This window comes from Paraburkholderia podalyriae (assembly GCF_014397785.1).
Taxonomy (GTDB): domain Bacteria; phylum Pseudomonadota; class Gammaproteobacteria; order Burkholderiales; family Burkholderiaceae; genus Paraburkholderia; species Paraburkholderia podalyriae.
In genome coordinates, this window is the sequence record NZ_VZQQ01000021.1 from 1 (window position 1) to 21,217 (window position 21,217).

17 protein-coding genes and 3 pseudogenes are annotated in these 21,217 nt (G+C 60.8%); 12 read left to right on the forward strand and 8 right to left on the reverse strand.

What is annotated here, in order from left to right; translation table 11 throughout:
- The first annotated feature begins 200 nt into the window (after positions 1–200).
- Positions 201–2,039 carry a ParB/RepB/Spo0J family partition protein gene (locus tag F6X42_RS23425; RefSeq protein WP_187636483.1) on the forward strand — a complete coding sequence of 613 codons (1,839 nt, stop codon included), beginning with the start codon at positions 201–203 and terminating at the stop codon, positions 2,037–2,039.
- 201 nt (positions 2,040–2,240) lie between these two features.
- On the opposite strand, the gene F6X42_RS23430 is transcribed toward F6X42_RS23425, so the two are convergent.
- Positions 2,241–2,765 carry a hypothetical protein gene (locus F6X42_RS23430; RefSeq protein ID WP_246530191.1) on the reverse strand — a complete coding sequence of 175 codons (525 nt, stop codon included), beginning with the start codon at positions 2,763–2,765 and terminating at the stop codon, positions 2,241–2,243.
- Between the two features lie 337 nt (positions 2,766–3,102).
- Here F6X42_RS23430 and F6X42_RS23435 point away from each other — a divergent pair, with 337 nt between their 5' ends.
- Genes F6X42_RS23435 through F6X42_RS23450 form a run of 4 tightly spaced genes read left to right on the forward strand, consistent with a single transcriptional unit; the run spans position 3,103 to position 6,938 of the window.
- Positions 3,103–3,345: a hypothetical protein gene (locus F6X42_RS23435; protein WP_187636484.1), complete on the forward strand. Its 243-nt coding sequence runs from the start codon at positions 3,103–3,105 to the stop codon at positions 3,343–3,345.
- A 2-nt stretch (positions 3,346–3,347) separates the two neighbouring features.
- On the forward strand, positions 3,348–3,713 hold the full coding sequence (locus tag F6X42_RS23440; RefSeq protein WP_187636485.1) for a plasmid mobilization protein: 366 nt from the start codon (positions 3,348–3,350) through the stop codon (positions 3,711–3,713).
- A gap of 15 nt (positions 3,714–3,728) precedes the next feature.
- Positions 3,729–3,887, forward strand: a complete 159-nt coding sequence (locus F6X42_RS23445; RefSeq protein ID WP_187636486.1) for a hypothetical protein — start codon at positions 3,729–3,731, stop codon at positions 3,885–3,887.
- A gap of 3 nt (positions 3,888–3,890) precedes the next feature.
- The gene (locus F6X42_RS23450; RefSeq protein WP_187636487.1) at positions 3,891–6,938 is read left to right on the forward strand and encodes an LPD7 domain-containing protein; all 3,048 of its coding nucleotides are present in this window, start codon (positions 3,891–3,893) and stop codon (positions 6,936–6,938) included.
- A gap of 104 nt (positions 6,939–7,042) precedes the next feature.
- On the opposite strand, the gene F6X42_RS23455 is transcribed toward F6X42_RS23450, so the two are convergent.
- Together F6X42_RS23455 and F6X42_RS23460 are read right to left on the reverse strand one after the other, a co-directional pair.
- The gene (locus F6X42_RS23455) at positions 7,043–7,261 is read right to left on the reverse strand and encodes a DUF6566 family protein (protein ID WP_187636488.1); all 219 of its coding nucleotides are present in this window, start codon (positions 7,259–7,261) and stop codon (positions 7,043–7,045) included.
- On the reverse strand, positions 7,261–7,617 hold the full coding sequence (locus F6X42_RS23460; RefSeq protein ID WP_187636489.1) for a hypothetical protein: 357 nt from the start codon (positions 7,615–7,617) through the stop codon (positions 7,261–7,263). The genes F6X42_RS23455 and F6X42_RS23460 overlap by 1 nt, the downstream gene beginning before the upstream one ends.
- 376 nt (positions 7,618–7,993) lie before the next feature.
- On the opposite strand from F6X42_RS23460, the gene F6X42_RS23465 reads away from it, so the two are divergent.
- Together F6X42_RS23465 and rpoD are read left to right on the forward strand one after the other, a co-directional pair.
- Positions 7,994–8,395: a hypothetical protein gene (locus F6X42_RS23465; RefSeq protein WP_187636490.1), complete on the forward strand. Its 402-nt coding sequence runs from the start codon at positions 7,994–7,996 to the stop codon at positions 8,393–8,395.
- Positions 8,396–9,098: 703 nt separating this feature from the next.
- Entirely contained in the window at positions 9,099–11,126 is a 2,028-nt protein-coding gene (rpoD, locus tag F6X42_RS23470; RefSeq protein WP_187636491.1) for an RNA polymerase sigma factor RpoD, read from the forward strand.
- A gap of 154 nt (positions 11,127–11,280) precedes the next feature.
- Here the strand turns inward: rpoD and F6X42_RS23475 are convergent, their stop codons facing one another.
- Positions 11,281–12,666, reverse strand: coding sequence for a hypothetical protein (locus tag F6X42_RS23475; RefSeq protein WP_187636574.1), 1,386 nt, complete (start codon positions 12,664–12,666; stop codon positions 11,281–11,283).
- 244 nt (positions 12,667–12,910) lie between these two features.
- Positions 12,911–13,618: an IS6 family transposase gene (locus F6X42_RS23480; RefSeq protein WP_376776411.1), complete on the reverse strand. Its 708-nt coding sequence runs from the start codon at positions 13,616–13,618 to the stop codon at positions 12,911–12,913.
- A gap of 1 nt (position 13,619) precedes the next feature.
- Between F6X42_RS23480 and F6X42_RS23485 the strand changes: the two genes are divergently transcribed.
- From F6X42_RS23485 to F6X42_RS23505, 5 genes and pseudogenes are all read left to right on the forward strand, one after another.
- Complete coding sequence (locus F6X42_RS23485; RefSeq protein WP_187636493.1) at positions 13,620–14,861, forward strand: hypothetical protein; 1,242 nt, start codon at positions 13,620–13,622, stop codon at positions 14,859–14,861.
- Between the two features lie 341 nt (positions 14,862–15,202).
- Positions 15,203–15,925, forward strand: a complete 723-nt coding sequence (locus F6X42_RS23490) for an IS6 family transposase (RefSeq protein WP_187636494.1) — start codon at positions 15,203–15,205, stop codon at positions 15,923–15,925.
- A gap of 62 nt (positions 15,926–15,987) precedes the next feature.
- A pseudogene (locus tag F6X42_RS23495) lies at positions 15,988–16,907 on the forward strand (Tn3 family transposase); the annotation flags it as partial.
- 215 nt (positions 16,908–17,122) lie between these two features.
- On the forward strand, positions 17,123–17,476 hold the full coding sequence (locus F6X42_RS23500; protein WP_187636495.1) for a hypothetical protein: 354 nt from the start codon (positions 17,123–17,125) through the stop codon (positions 17,474–17,476).
- Between the two features lie 74 nt (positions 17,477–17,550).
- Positions 17,551–17,756, forward strand: a pseudogene (locus F6X42_RS23505) (SET domain-containing protein-lysine N-methyltransferase); the annotation flags it as partial.
- Positions 17,757–17,767: 11 nt separating this feature from the next.
- On the opposite strand, the pseudogene F6X42_RS23510 reads toward F6X42_RS23505, so the two are convergent.
- From F6X42_RS23510 to F6X42_RS44165, 3 genes and pseudogenes are all read right to left on the reverse strand, one after another.
- A pseudogene (locus F6X42_RS23510) lies at positions 17,768–19,214 on the reverse strand (IS5 family transposase).
- Between the two features lie 310 nt (positions 19,215–19,524).
- On the reverse strand, positions 19,525–20,418 hold the full coding sequence (locus F6X42_RS23515) for a sensor histidine kinase (protein ID WP_376776408.1): 894 nt from the start codon (positions 20,416–20,418) through the stop codon (positions 19,525–19,527).
- Positions 20,419–20,523: 105 nt separating this feature from the next.
- Positions 20,524–21,099: a hypothetical protein gene (locus F6X42_RS44165; RefSeq protein WP_187636578.1), complete on the reverse strand. Its 576-nt coding sequence runs from the start codon at positions 21,097–21,099 to the stop codon at positions 20,524–20,526.
- Between the last annotated feature and the right edge of the window lie 118 nt (positions 21,100–21,217).

Genomic DNA, 21,217 nt, shown 5'->3' on the forward strand with positions numbered 1-21,217 from the left:
CGCGCTGCCGCCATCGCGTTCAGGGATCGATACAATCGCAACTGGCGCCTTGAAAAGCTGGGCTTCAAATCACCCCTCGAAGCCCGTCAGGAACGGCTGATGAAGCTGGCCGCCTGAGTTGCAAGAGCGTGTCCAAACAACCGGAGCCGGTACACATGCAGATAAACCTCGTTGTGCACGAGATCAAAGGGCGCGGGAAAATGCCGAAACTTGGCGTTTGCGCGGGGCAGCGGCGGCTCGCCGCGCTCGATCTGCTGTTTTCCCAGGGCCGTATTACGAAGGATTACCAGGTGCCGGTGCTGGTTGTGAGCGAAGGCGAAGCCGTTGCCGCATCGCTGATCGAGAACAGGGAAAGAGAGGACATGCACGTCGCAGATGAAGCGGTCGCTTTCCGTCTGCTGGTCGATGAGGGTAAAAGCGTGACCCACGTGGCAGCGGTTTTCAAGGTGTCCGAGATGGTCGTGCGGCGTGCGCTCAAGATTGCCAACCTGTCGCCCGCCATGCTGGAGATGCTGCGAGATGACAGTCTCGATTACGAGCAGGCCAAAGCGTTGGCGCTGGCCGACGATCACGCGACGCAGGAACGCGTGTGGAACGAGGCGCCCAACGCCTGGCAGCGCCGGCCGTCAGAGTTGCGCGCGGCGCTCACGAAGGCGGAAATCGACGCGCGCGAGAGCGCCCTGGCGAAGTTCGTCGGACTGGACGCCTATGAGGCGGCGGGTGGCCACGTTCGACGAGATCTGTTCAGTGACGACCAGAATGCAGGCTATATCGAGGATTCTGAACTGCTGCATCGGCTCGCGACGGATCGGCTCGTCGAGCTATCCCAAACCATTGCGAAAGAGGGCTGGCAATTCGTAGAAACGAGGACGCGCGGCGACTTGATGGAGATCATGCAGTATGGCCGGGTGCACTCGACCATGCGCAAGCCGACCACGGAGGAGCAAGCGGAGCTTGACGCGCTGGTGAGCGTGCGCGACACGGCGCAAGCCGAACTTGACGCGTACTACGATGAGGATCGTGAAGTAGACGAAGACCGGTATGACCGGCTTGACGCGGCAGTGACAGCGGCCTCATACGCCGTGGACCAATACGCGGTGCGGTTCGAAGCGTTCGACGCGGACGACATGAAGCGCGCGGGCGTTCTCGTCTATCTTGATGAGGACGGGCAGGTATGCGTCGAGCGCGGACTTGTGCGCCACGACGATGCGAGAAGGCAGTCCGACGGTGGCTCGCGGACCGATGGCGCATCGGCGAGCCGTAGTGCGGCGGCGAAGCCAAAGCCGCTGCACGGCGAAAAGCTGTGCAAGCGGCTCACGGCGCACCGGACGGCTGCGGTGCAGGCGGAACTGATGACGCGGCCCAGCGTGGCGATGGCTGCGCTGATGACTCGCATGGTTCCAGTCGTGTTCGGGGAAGTCTATTCGCGACAATTTGCGGAGCACGCGATCCGGATCGACGCGCACACGTCACGAGATGCGCTGGTGTCGAACGCCGACGACATGGCAGAGAGCGTCGCCTGGAAGATGCTTGAGGGCGAACGTGCGAAATGGGCGGGGGTGCTGCCGAAGCGTCGCGATGGGTTACTGGCGTGGCTGCTGCAGCAGGAGGCGGACGTCATCTCCCGGCTGTTTGCATTCTGCGTAGCGGCGACGCTCGACGGTATCAGCGGGACGGACAGTGCCCACGCCATCAACGAGGTTACAAATGTGCTGGAAACGGACATGGCGTATTACTGGAAGCCTACGCGTGCCAGCTACTTCGATCACGTACCGAAGGCGCGCATCGAAGAGGTGATCAGCGATGCCCTGTCACCGGAAGCTGCAGCGGAGCTACGCGGCATGAAGAAGGGCGGCGCTGCAGCGACTGCGCAGCTTCGGCTGTCGGAGTCGGGTTGGCTGCCCGAAGTGCTGCGTAACCGCGAGGTGCCGGAACATCGAATCTACGGTTATGACGACGCTGAAGACGAAGATCCCGGTGACGAGGTCGACGCCGATAGTGGCACCGATGAGGCGGAGGAGGACGCGGTAGACGCGTGAACGACGGAGAGATGAGCCAGTAGAAGCCGTTGGGGTCCTTCACCCCGGCGGCTTTTTGCTATGGAAGGGGAGAAAAGATGAGCCGCGACCGCACGCCAGGTCGACCAGGCTCCTCTGCAACGCTGGTTGGCCCGCGTGCACAAATGTGGGTGTTGCGCGCGCCGCGCGCCCGACCGGGCGCAATCGACGGTGCGGCACGCCTCAGCGTCTGCGCGGGCTGCCGTATTTGCGTGCTATTTCATCGAGTCCAGTGCTGGAAAGCAGCGGCGGGTCGTATTGCTGCGCTTCGAGTTTGATCAACTGCATGCGCGAGAGGTGCGGGTTTTCGGCAGCGAGTTCGTCGAGCGTCCTGATGCCCGCGCGAGGTGGGGAAGCGGAAGGCGTGTACGCGTGCGACGCGGGTGCTATCTGCCTGACAGGGGCGGCGGGTGCAGGGATGAGTGCGGGCGATGCAGGATGGCTGATGGGCGTGCGTGTGCGGTTGGGTGCGCGTCGGCCCATGCGTTTGCGGATGCGATGCAGGGCGTTGTCGAAAACCGCGAGACTCATGGTGAGGCCGCGCTTTTGCAAACGGGCGTGGAGTTCGCGCCTGGACACTCCGCGCGCCATGGCCGCATCGATCTGTTCGATCAGATCGGCAAGCTGCGCGGTTTCAGAGCGGGTGGTGCTGGTGGCGGGCGCATCGCGCAGGTCTTCGGCGACGGTGGTGAGGTCAGTGAGCGGCATGGCGAGGTCTGCGAAGAGTCAACGCCGTTTGATAGTGCTATAAAAGTGCTAAATAGTCAAAAATGCGTGGTGAATAAAGCTTCAATAAAGCTTTAGTTATGCAAATTAATGATTGAAACCTGCTATATGGGTGCTACAGTGTTTGCTGTAGATTTGCGAATCGAGGCACGTCGGATATGTTTACGCATCGCTACGCGCTTCGTAAAATATCTCGTGCCAAAGGGGCGAGGCCCCTTTGAAACCCCGACGCGATCTACTGCCGCGTCATCCTGGTCGGCAGCTTCGCTGCCGACATTCAGCACTGCATGGTATGCGTAATGAATACGGAGGTGCAGTCATGATTCCGACCAGTGAGTGGGTGATCCAGCTTGTGATGAGGCCGCGAGCGTTTGAGCACGACAGGCGCTGGCGGTACCTGCTGTGGGCGGCTTATACGCACCCCATGACGGGCGACCAGGCGATGTATGCACTGCGCGAATGCGAAGCGCATTGGTTCCGTGCCCATCCGATCGACGGTGATCCGACACGATTCGATCTGCCAGGCCAGTCGGCCGACTGCACGCATCCAGCGGGGTTGTGACGATGCCGCCAAGGAAGAGCAACGACGGAGCAGGACTTGGCAAACCAATTGCCTTCCGGCTATCGGATGCGGACCGCGCGGTCTATCTTGAAAAGGTGAACCGAAGCGGGCTGACGCAGTCTGAATTTTTCAGGCATGCCGTGCTGACGAACCGGACGCAGGTGATCGCCCGGCCCGTTGCCAGCGCGGACCGCAAGCGGCTCCTGTACATCTTCAACAAGACCAGCAACAACCTGAACCAGATCGCCCTTCGCGCGAATTCGGGACACCTGAGCGGTGAGCTGTCGGAAGCGACCTACGAGCAAATGCTCACGGAACTGCAGATGATCTCGCGCTATCTGAAAAGCACGCTCGGGAAAGTGGACTGACCGGATACAACGCACATGGGAATCGATCATCCCTATCAGGCAACTGTCGTCATGCAGGGCACGAAACGGGATGTCGAGCAGGAAGACGACGGCATGTTCGTCACCCATCACGCATTCGATGTCGCTCCGTCGCGCTGTTCGGCCCGCACGCGGATCGGAAACCAGGGACGATGAACGATGTTAATCCGGATACGCGGCTATCACGACGGCATCAAGGCCTATCTGGAACAGGGCCAGAAGCAGGACCGTGAGTTTGAGCGCGACGAGATGGATGAACGGGTGATTCTCGCGGGGGATCTGGCGTTGACCAACGACATCATCCAGTCGATGGACACGCAGGCGGAGCGCTACATCAACGTCACGCTGTCGTTCAAGGAGGACGAGGTCTCACGCGAAGTGCTCGAGGAGATTGTGCGTGAGTTTGAAGCGTTCGCGTTTGCTGCCTACCGGCCGGACGAATACAACTTCTATGCTGAGGCGCATGTCCCGCGGCTCAAAAGCTACGCGGACCGACGCAGTGGCGAGCTTGTCGAACGCAAGGTCCATCTTCACGTGGTGATCCCTGAAGTGAACCTGCGAACGGGACGGCGGCTGGAGCCGTTTGGCAAGGTCGACCGGCATCACCGGTTCCTCGAAGCGTTCCAGGAGCACATCAACGCGAAATACGGGCTGGCGAGTCCGAAAGAGAACCGGCGCGTGCAGTTCACCGATGCGTCGGAAATGATCAGCCGGTACAAGGGCGACGTATTCGAGCCGATGAATCGCGAGCTGAAGTCCGTGATCCTCGAGGCACTGATTTCGCGTGACGTCACCCGTTACGAGGATTTCCGGGTGATGCTCACCGAATTTGGCGAGACCCGCACACGTAACGCTGGTCGCGACAGCGAATATGAAAACGTCAAGCCAGCGGGTGCGGCGAAGGGCGTGAACCTGAAGGAATTCGTGTTCTCGCGCGATTTCATCGAACTCGATGCCGACGGCAAGCGTGAAGCGCTTGATCGGAACGTCCATGCAGAGTACATCGAGACGGAGATTCCGCGCGCGACACCCCAGCATTATCTCGATGCGCTTTTCGAGTGGAGCGATATGCGCGCGCGAGAGATCAAGTATCTCAATAGCGGTAGCAGCTTCTACAAGACGTATCAGGCCGCGTCGCCGACTGAGCAGCGACGCATCCTCGACCATCGCGAACAGCGGTTCCATGACGCAGCAGGAGGATTTGATGAGCGAACAGGACGAAGCAGTAGTGGACCAGGAGACTGGCGAGATTGGGAACAGCGGTGGCACGAGCCGCCGCTCGCGGAACACGACCGCCGGGGCCGGTGGCGAAAGTGGAGAAGGGGAGCGGATCACGACCTTGACACTCACTTCGATCGATCCAGTGCGTCGTCCCGATCCCCACACCGTGTGCGAGGTGTGCCCGGCCGCGGTGTGGATGGCGACGCCGCGCGACGTCAAATGCTTCTGCCGGCTGATGCATTACTGGAGCTGGGAAACCACCAAGCCGACCGAATTGACCAACTGCGATGGACTGGCGATCGCGAGCGAGCGGGTGGAGAACAGCTAGAAGATCCAGGCAGTAACCCTCTGCTCGATGCAATCGCGGCTCGCATGTATGGTTCATGGGACGCTGCGGACAGTGCGGGTCGGGCACGGCTTGCAGCGACAGCCGCGGACAAGTTCACGCGCGCCGGTGGACCGTTTGGCGGCCCCGCACCGGGGAGCGAACCATTTGGTCTGAATCCCGCGTTGGGCGGCGGTCGACTGCCAGCGGATTTCGGTCCGCGAGATGAGATCCGCAGCCTGGCGGACGTCCAGTCGTTCGATGCGATTGGGTCGCTTCCTTTCGCATCGTCCGGTACTGGCGCCGAGGCTCTGGCAGACCCGTTCAACTCGCGCGCGCGGGCGGCGACCGGCCGGGAAGCGGATACGGTTCGGGACCAGTTCGCGCGTGATCTTGCGGAGTCACGCAGTGTCCGTCGCTCGCGCGAGCGGACGGAGTTCGCAGAGATCCGAGCGACGCTCGATGCCAGCCGGTTGCTCGCCGCACTCGCGTACTCACACGGAGTGATTGTCAGCAAGTACAGCATTGGCAAGGGTGCCGATGGCAGTGACCGGATCAGGGCGGGCTCGCGCAATCTGAACGTGTCTGATTTCCTGACCAAAGAAATGAATCTGCCGTGGACGGAAGCCGCGCAGCTGCTTCGCGAGACGTACCGGGCGCAGGTCGGACTTAGCGCTGGCCATGCGCCGCGCCACACACCCGAACGGGACCTGTGGGCCGAGTTCCAGCAATGGCGCGCAGCTAATCGCGACGGCCTGCGCCGCGCGTGGGATGAACAGACGCGGCTCGAGAAGGACCGGCGCGGCACGATCAAGGCCGCTTTCTACCGCGCACGTAGCACCGTTGCGGATCGCAAGGATCTCTCCGCCAAGGAGCGGCGTGAGCAACTGTCGGCCGCGCGCGTGGCGCGACTCGAGGGCGAGGCTGCGCTGCGTGACCGGATCGTGAGGGAGCGTGACGCCCTCAAGGGCGCAGGACGCCGGCCAATCACGGACCAGTATCGCGACTTCCTGCAGGAGCGTGCGCAGAGTGGTGACGAGCGGGCATTGCGCGAGTTGCGACGCATGCAGGAGCTCCGTCTGAGTGCGAAGCGCGCCGACGACGAGCGCGCTGTGAACATCAATCGGCCATCTGATGGCGCGAAGCAACCGGTCGGGCCTGGTCACAATGAGATCATCTATCGCGGGCCATCGATCACGTACGAGGTACAAGCCAGCGGCGAGGTCGACTACCGCAAGGACGGTGTGGCATTCCTCGTCGATGAAGGCCGCACGCTGCGGTTGTGGGACAGCGAGCCCGAAGCGATCGAGCTGGCGCTGCGTTTCGCGCAACAGAAGTTCGGTTCGACATTGTCGCTCTCCGGCCCCGAAGCATTCCAGGCCGCCGCGGCGCGCGTGGCAGCTGACACCCGCATGCGTATCGTATTCGAGCAGCCTGAGCTGGAGAGCATCCGCCAGGTCCGGCTTGCCGAACTCGATGCCGAAGTGCGGAAACGTCACGTCGTGCAGTGTAAGCGTGACGCATTGGAGCGCGACGAGCTGCGCAACGCAGTACGGAATACGCAACTACCGGTCCGTAGCGATCCGCCCACCCAAGGCCAGGACGCCGAACCGCCTGCTGATCCCGAAATACCCGACAGCGGGCCGCCTACTGAACGATGAACCACCACCCTGTTGCCCGGGTATCTGGCGGTCGTGGCGGAGGGCCTGAAATGACGAAATTGACGACGGGCAAACGCAGTTCAGATAAAACAACGACGAAGGCATCAATCCGAACTGTCCACCCACGCCCGTGCCCATTGAATACCTGCCCGTTCCGCTTCTTCCTCAGTGTCAAATTCGCCGAGTACACCGGAAGCCTCAATGACCCTGTTGACTTTCGTGATTGTGCCGCTTGCGGCGTAGCGTTCGGAGTGCAGGATTTCCTTCTGCTGCAGAATGGCATGGCCCCACAGCATGTAGCCCTTATATTGCTCGCTTTGCATCAGCGTTCGACCTCGACCTCTGCGTGACGCCCACCTACGCGAAGTACATTGCCCTCGGGCGTGATCTGGCGGGGAATGTCGTCATAGCGTGGTTCTCCCGTACGGTGCCCGACCGCGGCGACTGATGCCTTTGGGCCGGGCGCAGCCGCAACGATGCGGTGCTGCAACTGGCTACGCCCGGTGCGCATACTCGCGCGTCGACGCTTCGGTGCGTTGCGCACCGGTTGTACCCGCTGCGTGTCGCCTCGTGCCTCAGGCGGATTCCACACTTCCACGTAGCGGGCGCCGGCAAACGTGGGAAAAGCGGGAAAAGCGATCGCCAGAAGCAACAGGCCGTACCGGACTACTGTGGTCATCCTTTCTCCGATTCAAAGACGCTGCCATGGGCCACGTCGTGTGTGCCCGCCGACGCAGGCCCACGGGAAGCCCGTTCGAGGTGTCCGCGGATTTTCTCACGGCTGGATTACACGGGCGTGCGCTGCGCCGTCGCTTCTGTCCCGTCGCCACGCCAGCGTCGTCCGCCGGATCAGGTCTGCTCCAGTAACACGGACTGTCGCACAAAGACGATGGACGGGGAGGGGCTCGCGACGCCAGAATCGCCATTCGCGGCGAAGACCTCGTTAAAATAGTCGCACTGTCACACATACATTTTCAGACAACATGAGTTCCAGGCGAGGCGGGGCAGGTGTTTCTCGGCCACGAAAGCCCCTCACAAAAGCGATGTTATTGCCGATGGACCAGGCGTCGGTGCAGAAGCAATCGTTGGCGTCCCATCTTGCCCTCGTTGCCTGCCGCGACGGTCATGGCAACGGGCATCTGTTTAACGAGCTGATGCGAACCGTGTACCTCGCATGGTTTCTCCAGCAGGACGGTTATGGAAGCGAACCGGCAGGACGCTTCAAGGCGGCGGAATACGCCGTGGAAGCAGCGCTCGAACTGGCCCATGCTGCAGACAGATGGGTGCTAGGGGAAGATGCTGTTCCCGTTTTCGAGAGCCTGCTGGCGTTGCACGATGCGCAGCTCGCCACCGTACCCCTGCACAAGATAACCAGCGCAGAACGCCGCCTTAGGCAATTCCTCGCCGGCACTGCAAGTTCGCCTGTTCCGGACGTCGATCCGGACGGAATGGCATAGCAGACTCTGCCAGCGGTCGCAAACAGATGGTAGAGATCAAGTCAGGATAACTGATCATCCAGGGTCGTCTTCACCCCGGAGTGCGGTGCGCATGCTTTCCCTACCTGTCGCGATCGATGAGGCGCCCGATGCGCTGCCGCCGCGTGAGCGGAGGTGCGACGGATGCGGTCCGGGATCAATACCGCCTCCGACTATCCGCTCGTGGGAGCCTGCGCACACAGTTCGACCTGACACGCGAACGGATCCGGCAGATCGGAGGGAGGGCGATGGGAAACTGATGCACCCGGGTCGAGCCGACAGGCAGGCCAAGGCATTTTCCCGACCATTAAGCCACGGTCTACCGTTGATCAGGATGCGCAGGCGAGGCATCACGATATCAACGCCGACGTTGCGCCGAACCGTATGAGCGCAGTACGGCGAGGAAAGCTTCAACCCTTTCTAGGGTGCGCCTGGCCTGTTCAATCGGGCGACTCGGCCTGTTGGTGCAATGCAGCAATTTCTGTTACAATTGAGGTGTACTTTCCATGCGCTGTTTTCTCGCGCTATTCCAACCGGCCAGCTTATCCAAGCAGGCCGCGTCCATTGCTCGTTGCGATCTGCAACTCATGCCCGCCCGCAGCCGTGAATGTCGTCGCGCGCTCGCCGCGATTCGGCTGGCCGCTGGTCTGGCCATCGCCGGGCAAATCTGTTCAGGGGAGAATGTATGGCACGTTTTGATCGGGAGCATCCGGGGCTAGACACAGCTGCATCCGCGCCGAAGGCTGCGGGACGCCACGCATCGAAGGGCAAGGCTACCGCAGCCCTGCTCCCGATGAACGCAGTGTCCACGGCGTTGCAGGACGAAGAGCGGCAGCGCCAGATGCGCGCACTCATCCAGTTGGGGAAGGCGCGCGGCTACCTGACGCACGCCGAAATCAACGATCATTTGCCGGACAATTTCGCGCACACCGCTGCCATCGAAACCATTGTCAGCACCTTTAATGACATGGGCGTAGCGGTCTACGAGCAGGCGCCTAACGCGGAGACGCTGTTGTTGAATGACACCGCGCCGGCAGCCGTGTCGGACGACCAGGCCGACGAGGAAGCGGAAGTCGCGCTTTCGACGGTCGATTCCGAATTCGGGCGTACGACCGATCCGGTGCGGATGTACATGCGTGAAATGGGCGCGACGGGATTGCTGACTCGCGCGCGCGAGGTTGAGATCGCGAAGCGCATCGAAGACGGCCTTCATGAAATGATCCAGGCGATTGCAGCCTGCCCGGCGACTGTTTCCACGATCCTTGCGAGCGTGGAGCAGATCGAGGCCGGTGACCTGCGCATCGACGAACTGGTCGACGGTCTCAATGAAGACTCCGCAGCGGCCGGACATTCGGCCCCGGACTCTGCTGACACAAACGACATCGACGCCGACATCGACGCGGACACCGACGATGACGGCGATGAAGACAGCGATGAAGACAGCGATGAAGGCAGCGGGACGGGAGACGAAGATCGCGCGAAGGCGAACGCAGCGCGGCTGAAACAGCTCACGAGCGATAGCCTCGAGATATTTGCGCGAGTGCGCGAACTGTTCGATCAGCTTGCGCGTGCCGATGCCGCGCAAGGCAGGGGTCGCACGACCTTCACACAGACAGGCGAAGCGATCCAGCGCGAACTGGCGCCCATCCGTTTCACGGCGCGAACCATCGACCGGCTGTGTACCGACGTGCAGCAACAGGTCGCGCAGGTGCGCGCGGTGGAGCGACGTATTCTGCAGATTGCCGTCGACCGGTGCGGGATGCCCCGCGAGAAGTTCGTCGAGTCGTTTCCGGGGCACGAAACCGATCCGGGATGGACCGAACGCACGGCCGCGGGGTCGCGCGAGTATGGCGCCGCGCTCGAACGCAGTCTGCCCGCGATTCAGGCCGAACAGCAGAAGCTGATCGATATCGAAGCGAACGCCGGACTGCCGTTGCAACAGTTGAAGAAGATCAACCGGCAGATGATGGCGGCCGAGTCGAAAATGCGGCAGGCGAAGCGCGAGATGATCGAGGCCAACCTGCGCCTCGTGATCTCCATTGCGAAGAAGTACGTAAACCGCGGCATGCATTTTCTGGATCTGATCCAGGAAGGCAATATTGGCCTGATGAAAGCCGTCGACAAATTCGAATATCGGCGCGGCTGGAAGTTTTCGACCTATGCAACGTGGTGGGTGCGGCAAGCTGTCACGCGGTCGCTTGCGGATCAGGCACGCACGATCCGCGTGCCAGTGCATATGATCGAGTCGATCAACAAGCTCAACCGGATTTCCCGCGAGATCCTGCAGCAGACCGGGCAGGAGGCTCATCCTGCGGCACTGGCGCAGCGCATGGAATTGCCGGAAGAGAAGGTTCGCGGCATGTTGAAGGTCGCGAGGCAACCCGTTTCGCTCGAGACGCCGGTGGGCGAGGACGCCGACGCGACGCTGGGCGACATGATTGAAGATCCGATGGCGGCATCGCCCGCGGATGCCGCCGTGCAGGCGAACCTGCGCGCCGCGATCGATGAGGCGCTCGATGCGCTGTCGCCGCGTGAGGCGAAGGTGCTGCGGATGCGTTTCGGGATCGATACCGCGTCCGAGTATACGCTCGAGGAACTGGGCAAACAGTTTGACCTGACGCGGGAACGGATCCGGCAGATCGAAAGCAAGGCGATGCGAAAACTGATGCACCCGAGTCGGGCCGACAAGCTGCGGCAATTTCTCGATCGTTGAGCCACAAACGCGGGCGTCGGCGCGTTGCGTTGTCGAGGAGGACGGGATCTCACCGCGGGTCAGAGGGCAGGGCGATGCTTCGCGCGCACCGGGGCCAGGCTACCCGATGCGCTTCATGCGTCATTGCAGAACAGGTCGTCGCACCACCACCGACTCACAGGAGGACTGCCTGCTGCAAAAGCTCCAGCGCCTTCAGTTCGTCCAGTCGACCCGTGCGTGCCTTGCCTGCCAGCGTCTTGAGCAACGCTTCCGCAATGGGCGCGATACCGTGAAGATTGTCCAGGCTGGTCACGGAAGCGGGGAGCGACACGGGGGATTGCTGCGGGATTGCAGCGGCCGGAAGCGCCTCAGGGAGTGCCGGTGTGGCTGCCGACGCTTCGCCGCCATCCCCTTGTTCTGGTGAGCGACCCGCGCGCACGTCAGGGGCATCACTGACATGATCATCCTGGCGGACGACGACCGTTTGTTTCTCTTCTGCGAGATCCGTCGAAACAGGTGACGGGCTTTCCGGGCCGGTCAGGACGCCCGCCCGCGCGCGCCCCGTGTGCGCCTTCGCATCGGCGGGTTTCACTGACACACCATCTTTCGTTGCGGCCGCGAGCGGCTCGTGTTGTTCGACGGATGCACGGCCGCGCGAAGCGGGCATAAGCAAATGCGACACAGCCGCCGGGATCCCGGCTTCCGAGCGCGGCGTGTCCAGCCAGCCAGCTGGCAGACCAAGTCGCTCGGTGAAGCGGTTTGCTTCGACACTATCCAGCCGTTTCTTGCCATACAGCCGATGGGCCATGTTGGATCCGCTCATCGCCATGACGACACCCAGTCTTGCTTTCGATCCCTTGCGACCCGTGAGAACGTGGAGATTCGCGCGCCGAATTTTTTCTACGTCGCCGCTGTCGTTTAGTGCCAGCGCCTGCTGTTGGACTGTTGCAGGCGATGTCCTGTCTTTCGAGGGCGCGCCTTTTCGCGGCGCAGGAGGAGTGGGCTGTTCGGCCATCTGGCTTCGACTGTTCCTGACGGCCCTGGGCGACCCGCCCGCTGTTTTCTTCGGCATCTGCGCTTCCCCGGACAAACTGTCTTCAGGATATCGTTGCTGGCCGCCGTCCAGGACGGAAGGCGGCATGGGTGTTTCCGATACTACGTCTGGTTCGTCGTCGGTCTGGACGAAATCGAGCGGTGATTTCAGGCGGGCGATGGTTTCGGCCGCGAGCGCAGGATTGGGCTGGTCAAAGAAACCGTGAGGCAACCCAAGCGTGGTTTCCATGTGAAAGGCGGTCTCGGGCGTGAATCTCTCGCCCTTCATCAGTTCGGCCACCCGCGCCATGTTCGATCCAAGTCCCAGGGCGATATTCTCAGCACCCACCGTATCGACCAGAAACTGGAACGATCGCGTCTTGAAAATGGAGGCAGTCTGGGCGGTGTCACGGGCTGGTGCATTCACGTACGGTGGTCTCTGCCGGCTGGACGGAGATCGCTTCTCGTGACGAGGTTGGCGCTGGCCGCTGTCCCGAGGTCCCGCATATCGTCCGCGGGGTTGACTCATATAGTAGGGCTCCATGCGATCATTGGTTTGCTGACCGTGTGATTATAAATGAGGCGATACTGGCGTTGGACGCGTCAACGACGCCGTCGGGCGAATACGCACGCGGGGAACAAAACATAGCGCGGTATTGAGTCAGTGTCGGCATTTTCCAGTCGCGATCTGGTTAAGCTCGACCTGTAAAGCAACGGGCTCTGGTGCAAATAGACAATCTGAAGGATATTTTTACTATAGAAAGGATACCTCATCAAGCAGACAGGACGGCCTTCCAGACTGCGGGCGCAGCGGTATCTTTGAGGCCGAGCTTCGCGAGGCTGAATTGACCCTTGCGAATACGATGGACCAACTCAATACCTGAGAGAGTGATCGCTGCGTTCCTGAAACGTTTGAAGCCGAGCATGACTGTCGTCCGGGACTTGATATTGCGGTGATCCTGCTCGACCAGATTGTTGAGATATTTCGAGGATCGGACCGTCGTGTCCTCAGGCAGCAAGCCATCGGCCTGCATTTCGCGCGCAGCGCGATGCGAGGCTGCATAACCATCAAGCGTGATGGTCTTCGGTGGCTGTCCTTGATGTTCGATTGCCTTCCTGAAAAAGGCTTTTGCCGCCTTCACGTCGCGCCTGGCGCTGAGCATGAAGTCTACTGTCTGGCCCATCCGATCCACCGCTCGATAAAGATAGACCCACTTGCCGCGCAGTTTGAGGTAAGTCTCGTCGACGCGCCACGACTGGCCAGTGGGCCTGCCAAAGCGGTTCCACCGTTTAACGAACTCCGGCGCATAGCGCCGCACCCAGCGCAAGATCGTGGTGTGCGCCAGCGACGGACCCCGTTCCGCCATCATTTCGACCAGATCGCGCAGGCTAAGCTTGTAGCGCAGGTACCAGCGAACACACAGAATGATCACATCGCGGTCAAAGTGACGGCCTGCGAACAGTTCGTCCAGGCTCTTCAGCTTGCTCATCGTCGACTCTCAATTTCGTTCAGCCCGACACCTTAACCGATTCGCTCCCGCGCTATTTGCACCAGAGCCGTTCAATAAAGGCTTCGACGAGGTGGTTGTCGCCAGCATCCTGACGGTGCGCACGATGCTCGCATCCCGCGCACTCCGCGTCTCGTCGATCGTGAGCTACTGTACCGCGGGACTAACCTACTTCTTCGACTATCTCGAAACAGTCGAAGTCCGGCCCACATCCGGCGAGCTAAACAGTCGCCTCATGCAAGGATTCATCAAATGGCTGGCGACGGAGCGATCCCTTCGGTACACCGCGCAACGAAATGTCTACGCGGCGACGAAAAGCGTTCTGTCCGAGATGATTCGCCTCCAACTGGTCTCGTCCGATCCCTCTATTTTTCCTCCAAACCCGTATCCCAAAGCGTCGGCGCAGGTCGAAGGAGTGACTCCGTTCACAATGACGGAACGTAAGCGATTGGTAGACGCGCTGAAACGTGAGTTGATAGCAGTTCAAAAGGGCGATTTCGTTGGTTCGGAAAGTGAGGCGCTTGTGATCTACGCGCTCGCGCTGTGCCTTCGTACCGGATTGAACACTGTTCCGCTCATCGAATTGACTAGAGATTGCGTGAAGAGTCATCCTTTGCGATCCAACATGCGAATGCTGGTTCATACAAAGTGGCGTTCGCATTCCGTGCTCCATGCCCCGATAGAAGCGAAAGCTGCGCAGACTAGTATCTCGAGCGATGCGGTAGCGCTACTCGGTATCGTTATGAAGAGAACCGAAGGCCTTGCCAACGAGGCGTCCGATCGACTGCGAAATAGACTTTGGCTCTACCGTAGCGAGAGCAGCATATCAAAAGGTGAGATACGCGTTCTCGTTACGTCCGATTTGTATCGTGGCGCAAGTCGCCTGGTATCACGCCACGGCCTTCGCGGTGACGACGACAAGGCGCTTCGCGTCAATCCGACACGGTTTCGTAAAACACTCGAAAATCGACTTTGGCGACTGTCAGGCGGGGACCTGTACAGGCTTCTGAGCTTCCGTGAGTTTCTGCTCGAAGAAAAGGACAGAGTCGGCTCGACAAAGTGGGTCGAGCACTTTGCTTGGATCGTTCGACTCATCGACGCTCTCGTATCGGACCGGTTCGATCCGAAGAAAGCGGCCGCAGCTGCGGCTAGGACGAAAAAACGGCGCCATCCCTTCTGGGCCAGTCCCATTGAGCACGGAGTGCGAGTTGAGTAAGAGTAGCCCTCTTCATTCATTGCAGAGCGGTTCCAAATTCGGCCCGGACGCGGGAATTGGCGAACTCGATAACGTCTCAGTGGTAACCGAGAATGGGAAAACCCTAGCGGTATCCCGTTATGCCGACGACGTCTGGGACTTCTGGCCATATTTCGAACAATCGAACGTCCAGCGCAGCGCAAAGCGCATCTCTTGGGCGAGTTTGTCCTCTGCGTTCGTTCCAGGAGTCAAAGACGTCATCTTCCGCTATTGGATTGCAGGACTGCCCGGCCGAACGGGTTTTGTCGCGTTAAGACGGGAGAGGTAGTATTCGAGCCTGACAAATATGCTTTGGCTGGCCGATGAAGAAGACCCAAACACCGCGAAAGACGCTTGCTGCGGGCATCACCCGAGTGCTAAAGCGCCTTCACTATCCGCTCGATGTGATGTTGCTATGCGTGCGGTGGTACGTCGCCTACTCACTGAGTTTGCGTAATCTCGAAGAAATGATGGCCGAGCGCGGTATTGAGGTTGATCATTCCACGGTGCATCGTTGGGTGATCAAGTTGGTGCCGCTGTTCGAGAAGACGTTCCGTAAGCACAAGCAGCCGGTAGGCAAGAGCTGGCGGATGGACGAAACGTATATCAAAGTCAAAGGCCAGTGGAAGTACCTCTACCGGGCAGTGGACAAGGCGGGCCAAACCATCGATTTCCTGTTCAGAGCCAAGCGCGACAAGGTGGCAGCGCGGCGCTTCTTTGAAAAGTCGATCGCTCAGAACGGTGTACCCGAGACGGTAACCATCGATAAAAGCGGCTCTAATCTGGCTGCGTTGCACGCGGTGAACGCCGAGCGAGAGACGCCCATCACGATTCGTCAAGTCAAGTACCTGAATAACGTGGTCGAGCAGGACCATCGGGCCATCAAACGCATCACCCGACCGATGCTGGGCTTCAAGGATTTCCACTGCGCGCGCGTCATTCTCAGTGGCGTCGAATTAATGCACATGCTCAAGAAAGGGCAGATGAAATGTCGGGGCGAGACTCCGCTGTCTCCCGCACAGCAGTTCTACTCGCTCGTTTCATAAGCAATCCTCCGCATATCACCGCTGCTTGACCCATTGACCTTACTGCGACAGAGCCCGATCCGAAGCACGCGGCAGCCGACGGCACGCAATGGAATCTCTACGAAAATAATCTGCTGTCGGAACGGCACATCCGCTACGGCGGTTACGGCGGCATCGCCTATTACCATGTGAGCGATGTCTACATCGCGTTGTTCTCGCACTTCATCCCTGCGGAGTGTGGGAGGCAATCCATATTCTCGACGGCCTGACAAAAAACGACTCCGACATCCAGCCTGATATGCTGCATGGCGACACGCAGGCGCAGAGTGCGACAGTTTATGGACTGGCCTTTCTGCTCGGCATCCAACTGATGCCACGCATCCGTAACTGGAAAGATCTAAAGTGGTTTCGCCCCCTGCCCGGCGAAGCGTATCAGCACATCGACAGCCTGTTCACGAAAGAGGCTGTCGACTGGGATCTGATCGCCTGCCACCTGCCGGATATGCTGCAGGTCGCGCAGTCGATTCGCGCCGGGCGAATCTCGCCGTCGACCATCCTGCGCAAGCTCGGTACGGCGAGCCGGAAAAACAAGCTCTACTTTGCATTCCGGGAACTGGGGCGGGTGGTGCGTACGATATTTCTGCTCGAGTACATCAGCGACGAAGACCTGCGTCGTGTCACTCAGGCGGCCCAGAACAAATGCGAAGGCTTCAACAAGTTTGCGCAATGGGCGTATTTCGGTTCCGACATCATCGCGGAGAACGTACGCGACGATCAACTGAAGATCATCAAGTACAACCATCTGATCGCGAACCTCGTGATCTTCCATAATTGCCACACGATCACGCTTGCATTGAAGGAGCTGGAACGCGAGGGGATGCAGCTAACGCCGGAACTGCTCGCGGCATTCAGTCCCTACCGGACTCACCACCTCAATCGTTTTGGGCTGTTCGAGTTGAAAGACCGCGCACCCGTGCCGATAGATTACGGGATCAGGTTCTGAGTCCGCTCCTGTAAAGGCTCACGGGGCGATGATACGCATTTCCGTACGAATCCTTACCCCTACCCAAGACAGGCAGTCCGCTGTCCCTGCTGCCGTCCGGAAGACATCACGTTCGACCCGTTCGCCCCGGGTCGTACCGACCGCCAGCCCAGCCAGGCGTCGCAAGAAAGCGGTATAAACGCAGAATGTGACCGTCGTTTAAGGAAACCGGCTGCATGGCTGACCTCTACCTGCTCACTGGGCTGACGCTCCCACAGGGTGTCGCGCATGAGTCCCTGCCCGCGACCGTGACGCGCTTCGTGTCGGATTGCTGGCAGGGCATGAGCCGCACGCAGATGATGGCCCGCGCGAAACGGCGGGGTCTGCGCCTGTCGTTCCGCGCGACGGCGCCATGTCCATCTGGCGAAACTGGCGTGTTCGAGTTGCGCTTCAGCGATGGCGCAGGCGCGTGCCTGATGCTGGCGCGGCTACAGCGAATCGGAAAAAGGAGCAATCTACATCGGCAAAACGGCGGGACCTACGTGTCCCGGCCTCCGCCGCGAGACTCCCGGCAGATCAGCCTGTTCTGAGGCGTCGGTAGCGGTTGCCGCGCAAGCGGCTGGTCGATATGCTCCCACCCTCCAACATAGACCCGGAGTGAGAAGTGCGGCGCGTGACAGTCAGGAAATCATCGGTGCATGGCCGCGGCGTGTTCGCGCTACAGGCGATTCCCGCCGGCCAGCGGATCTTCGAATATCGCGGTGAGGTCACTTCGTGGCGGCAGGCGTCAGCCGGCAGCGGCGATCCGGCACGCCCGGCCATACGTTCATCTTCGGGCTGGCTGACTGGCGCGTGATTGACGGTAGTCGGACCTGCAAAATTCATTTAGCGAGTTGAAGGAAGCCGCGTGCGGAGCGTGAAAGCAACGTTATCGACGTGAAGTCGACGAACAGGCGCAGAACCATGAGAACAAAAAAGGCAGGCTTGATGCCGAGCCGAGCGATGGCGCGCAGCAGCCAGCGCAGGTTAGCCGACGGCGCACAGCACCGCATGCAGGGCGTCGCCAGTTTGCCCCTTCAGCCAGCAGCGTCGCATGCCGTGATCCTGCTGGACATGGCCGTTGATCGGCTCGATGGCCTGACGCCGTTTGAGCCAGCGGCGCTGGGGTGCCGACAACGTCCTGCTCTTGCCGCGATGCACGACCTGTACCGGCGCCACGTCGGCATCGACGCCGCGAAACCCGAGATCGACCAGCGCCGTCTTCGCACGGGGTGCGCCCGGCACCTCCTGCAACAGGATCGATGTCTGCTCGAGCTGTTCAGCCAGGGTGTGGCCGTCGTAGGGGTTGCCCGGGAACGCCCGTGCGCCGACGATCAGGCCTTGCTTCTCTGTGATTGCCAGGCTGACCTTGACGCCGAACTCATAGGGCTGCCGCGCCTTGCCCTTCCCGATGCACTCGATTTCCGGGGCATGCAATGCGTACAGTTTGTTCTTCGGGCGCTGGCGGCGGATTCGCCACGCCCGTTCCAGCCAGACGCGAAGCTTGACCTGCTCTGACTCCGAGGCGTCAGGCAACTTGCGCTCGATGTCTCGCAGCAGTCGTCCCAGCACTGTGCGCTGTCGTTTGAGCACGCGACGCAGGCGCTTGAATTGTTTGGCGTGCACGTAGCCGCCAGCACGGCGACGCAGACGCTTGCCCTCGCGTTCGTAGGTCTGCTTCAGACTCAGACCCGCGCGCTGCGCCAATTGCACAAGTTTGGCCCGCGCCACATCAAGCAGGCGACTGTCGGTCGGATACGCGATCGCCTTCTCTTGGACTGTGGTATCAACAATCACGCGTTCGAATTCGGCGGGTGTTACCGCCTTCATGTGCACGGCGGCGGCGATCGTTGTGGCCAGCAATTCCTCGACACCCGCTTCGCCCAGCGCTTGCCGGAAACGCACCAGGTTGGTTGGGTCGCACGGCAGGCGGGGCTGAAAGTACTCTTCGCCGCAGAAGAACTGGAAGTACACGTCCTGCGCCCAACGCTCGCATACCGACTCGTCACTTTCGTTGTACGCGTGCTTCAGGTAGAGCAGGCCGACCATCAGGCGAACCGGCAGGCGCGGCCGGCCTGCCGCGCTCGGGCCAGCCCCCGCCAGCGTCGCCGCACTCCCGAACAGATCGACATCATCACTGACTCGCCCTTCGCGAGCACGCCGCTCGAACACCGGGGTCAGCGTTGCTTCGATCGACGCCCACGGCATTCGCGTGGCCAACACCGCCAGCGGGTGACGAAGATCAATCATCGCGTCCAGACGGCTGCGAAAAAAATCGGGCGTGCTCATCGGCGAGGCTCGCAAACTCCCGGAAAGAAAATCAGATCGATATTGCTTCTTGGAGTTCGACAGTCAACGAACTTCTTCCGATCACTTGCTGCAGCTGGCTCTGCGCAGTGCTGAAGGGGCGACTAAGCAGCCGTTGGCGACCTCATCCAATCGGCCATCTTGAGACACTCATAGGCGCGCCGCGGCGGACATTGCAACGTCGGCTTCGAGCCAGACAGCGGACGCTGGCCGATTGACCCTAGCTGCCGCATCGCCGGCTCAGCCGACTCGCGGACCGCAACCGCCAGAAAATTGCTCGCGCTGCGTGCAATCACGATGAAAGTTCTGGATAAACCGGCACCGTGAACTGAAAGACAGCGCCGCGCGGCACGTTGGCGCTCGCCCATAATCGGCCGCCGTGTGCTTCGATGATCGAACGGCAGATTGACAGTCCCATCCCCAAACCGGCGGACTTCGTTGTGTAGAACGGGGCGAAAATGTGTTCGGCGGTGTCCGCGGCAAAGCCCGGCCCCGAATCGCGCACCGCCACGAGCACGCAGTCAGCGTCGGCTGTCCCGGTGGTGACTATTAATTCTCGTGCGCCATCGCTGACGCCGCTGATCGCCTCGATCGCGTTGATAACCAGGTTGAGGAGGACTTGTTGCAGTTCGACACGGTCTCCCTCGATCAAAGGCAAGCCGTCTGCGAGTTGCGTCTGTACCGAGGCGTCGCTCTTGTTTGCTGCGCCACGGGTTAGCTCGAGCACCCCGCGAATCGCCATGTTGAGGTCCACCGGTTCCTTCTGGGGTGGTGCCTTCTTGATCAGTGCACGGATCCGGCTGATCACGTCCCCCGCCCGACTGCCGTCGTCGACGATCCGGCGGAGCCCCTGCCGGACCTTCTCCACGTCAGGCGGCTGGGCGCTCAGCCACCGCAGGCCAGCCTGGGCGTTGGTGACCGTCGCGGCGATCGGCTGGTTGACCTCATGGGCGATCGAGGCCGCGAGCTGGCCCATGGTGGCGACGCGGTTCGCGTGCGCCAGCTCCGTCTGCACCTCCCGGTAGCGCCGCTCGCTTTCGCGGGCTTCTTCCGCCGCCCGCTTGCGCTCGGTCAGATCGAGCACGAAAGCGACACCTTCCTTGCCACCTGATTCGATACTGGCCCGACCGATCTGTGCCCCGCAGCGTTGGGCCTGCCCGACAATGGCCGGGTATTCGTCCCGCATCCACGACTCGACCAGTTCAGGGTCGCGTTGGTACGCGCTTTTTGCGACGGTGGGTTCAGAATCGGACAGATGAATCCTGGTGCCTAACGTGGGCGGTATGTAGTTTCACGACCACCCGGTTCCAGGTGAAGTGGACCCGCGTTCATTAGCGTAGATGTCCGAGTGAATCAGACCGATACCATCCCACCTGCTTTGGCTGCCGCTTCGACACGGTCCTTGAAGCTGAAGGGGCTGATTTCGGTCGGGCCAAACGGAAAGACGTCGCCGACTTTCGAAGGTATCGGCTACGGCGAACTCGATTAGATATTCGACCTCTTGCTTCACGCCCGTCCATTCTTGGCGCAGCATGCGCACGGCCTCTTCGACGACATCATCATCAAGTTGGTAGTCGTCGATGTCGGTGATACCCGTGGCCGCCAGGTCGGTAGCCGATGCCTCGCCGTTAGAGATTTTGTAACGCACCGCGTCGGCAATCACGCCGGCATCGTCCGTCTCACCGCCCAGAACCTCCTCGGCGACTAAGCCAGCGATGCCATAAAGCACTTTCCAGTTCGCGGGCAGGTCCGGAAAGGGAATCCCCGACGACAAAGCCGCCGCACGCATCACCTCGGGGCAGGTGCGAGTACGAAACTGACCGAGCCACGCCACCTCGTCCGGATTCCAGCTGTCGCTCTTCCACACTACTGCGTCACCGGCACCGCCAAAGCGCTCGTAGACAATCTTGTGAGCCGCTTCATGCTAAGCTGCTTACCGTTCTGACCGTCCACATCGAAGAAGGGATTGTCAAACGCGCATACAG

Bases quoted from the DNA above. Each gene is read 5' to 3' on its own strand.
- F6X42_RS23425 (WP_187636483.1), top strand. From the start codon at position 201: ATGCCGAAACTTGGCGTTTGCGCGGGGCAGCGGCGGCTCGCCGCGCTC.
- F6X42_RS23430 (WP_246530191.1), bottom strand. From the start codon at position 2,765: ATGCCGCTCACTGACCTCACCACCGTCGCCGAAGACCTGCGCGATGCG.
- F6X42_RS23435 (WP_187636484.1), top strand. From the start codon at position 3,103: ATGATTCCGACCAGTGAGTGGGTGATCCAGCTTGTGATGAGGCCGCGA.
- F6X42_RS23440 (WP_187636485.1), top strand. From the start codon at position 3,348: ATGCCGCCAAGGAAGAGCAACGACGGAGCAGGACTTGGCAAACCAATT.
- F6X42_RS23445 (WP_187636486.1), top strand. From the start codon at position 3,729: ATGGGAATCGATCATCCCTATCAGGCAACTGTCGTCATGCAGGGCACG.
- F6X42_RS23450 (WP_187636487.1), top strand. From the start codon at position 3,891: ATGTTAATCCGGATACGCGGCTATCACGACGGCATCAAGGCCTATCTG.
- F6X42_RS23455 (WP_187636488.1), bottom strand. From the start codon at position 7,261: ATGCAAAGCGAGCAATATAAGGGCTACATGCTGTGGGGCCATGCCATT.
- F6X42_RS23460 (WP_187636489.1), bottom strand. From the start codon at position 7,617: ATGACCACAGTAGTCCGGTACGGCCTGTTGCTTCTGGCGATCGCTTTT.
- F6X42_RS23465 (WP_187636490.1), top strand. From the start codon at position 7,994: ATGGACCAGGCGTCGGTGCAGAAGCAATCGTTGGCGTCCCATCTTGCC.
- rpoD (WP_187636491.1), top strand. From the start codon at position 9,099: ATGGCACGTTTTGATCGGGAGCATCCGGGGCTAGACACAGCTGCATCC.
- F6X42_RS23475 (WP_187636574.1), bottom strand. From the start codon at position 12,666: ATGAGTCAACCCCGCGGACGATATGCGGGACCTCGGGACAGCGGCCAG.
- F6X42_RS23490 (WP_187636494.1), top strand. From the start codon at position 15,203: ATGAAGAAGACCCAAACACCGCGAAAGACGCTTGCTGCGGGCATCACC.
- F6X42_RS23500 (WP_187636495.1), top strand. From the start codon at position 17,123: ATGGCTGACCTCTACCTGCTCACTGGGCTGACGCTCCCACAGGGTGTC.
- F6X42_RS23515 (WP_376776408.1), bottom strand. From the start codon at position 20,418: ATGCGGGACGAATACCCGGCCATTGTCGGGCAGGCCCAACGCTGCGGG.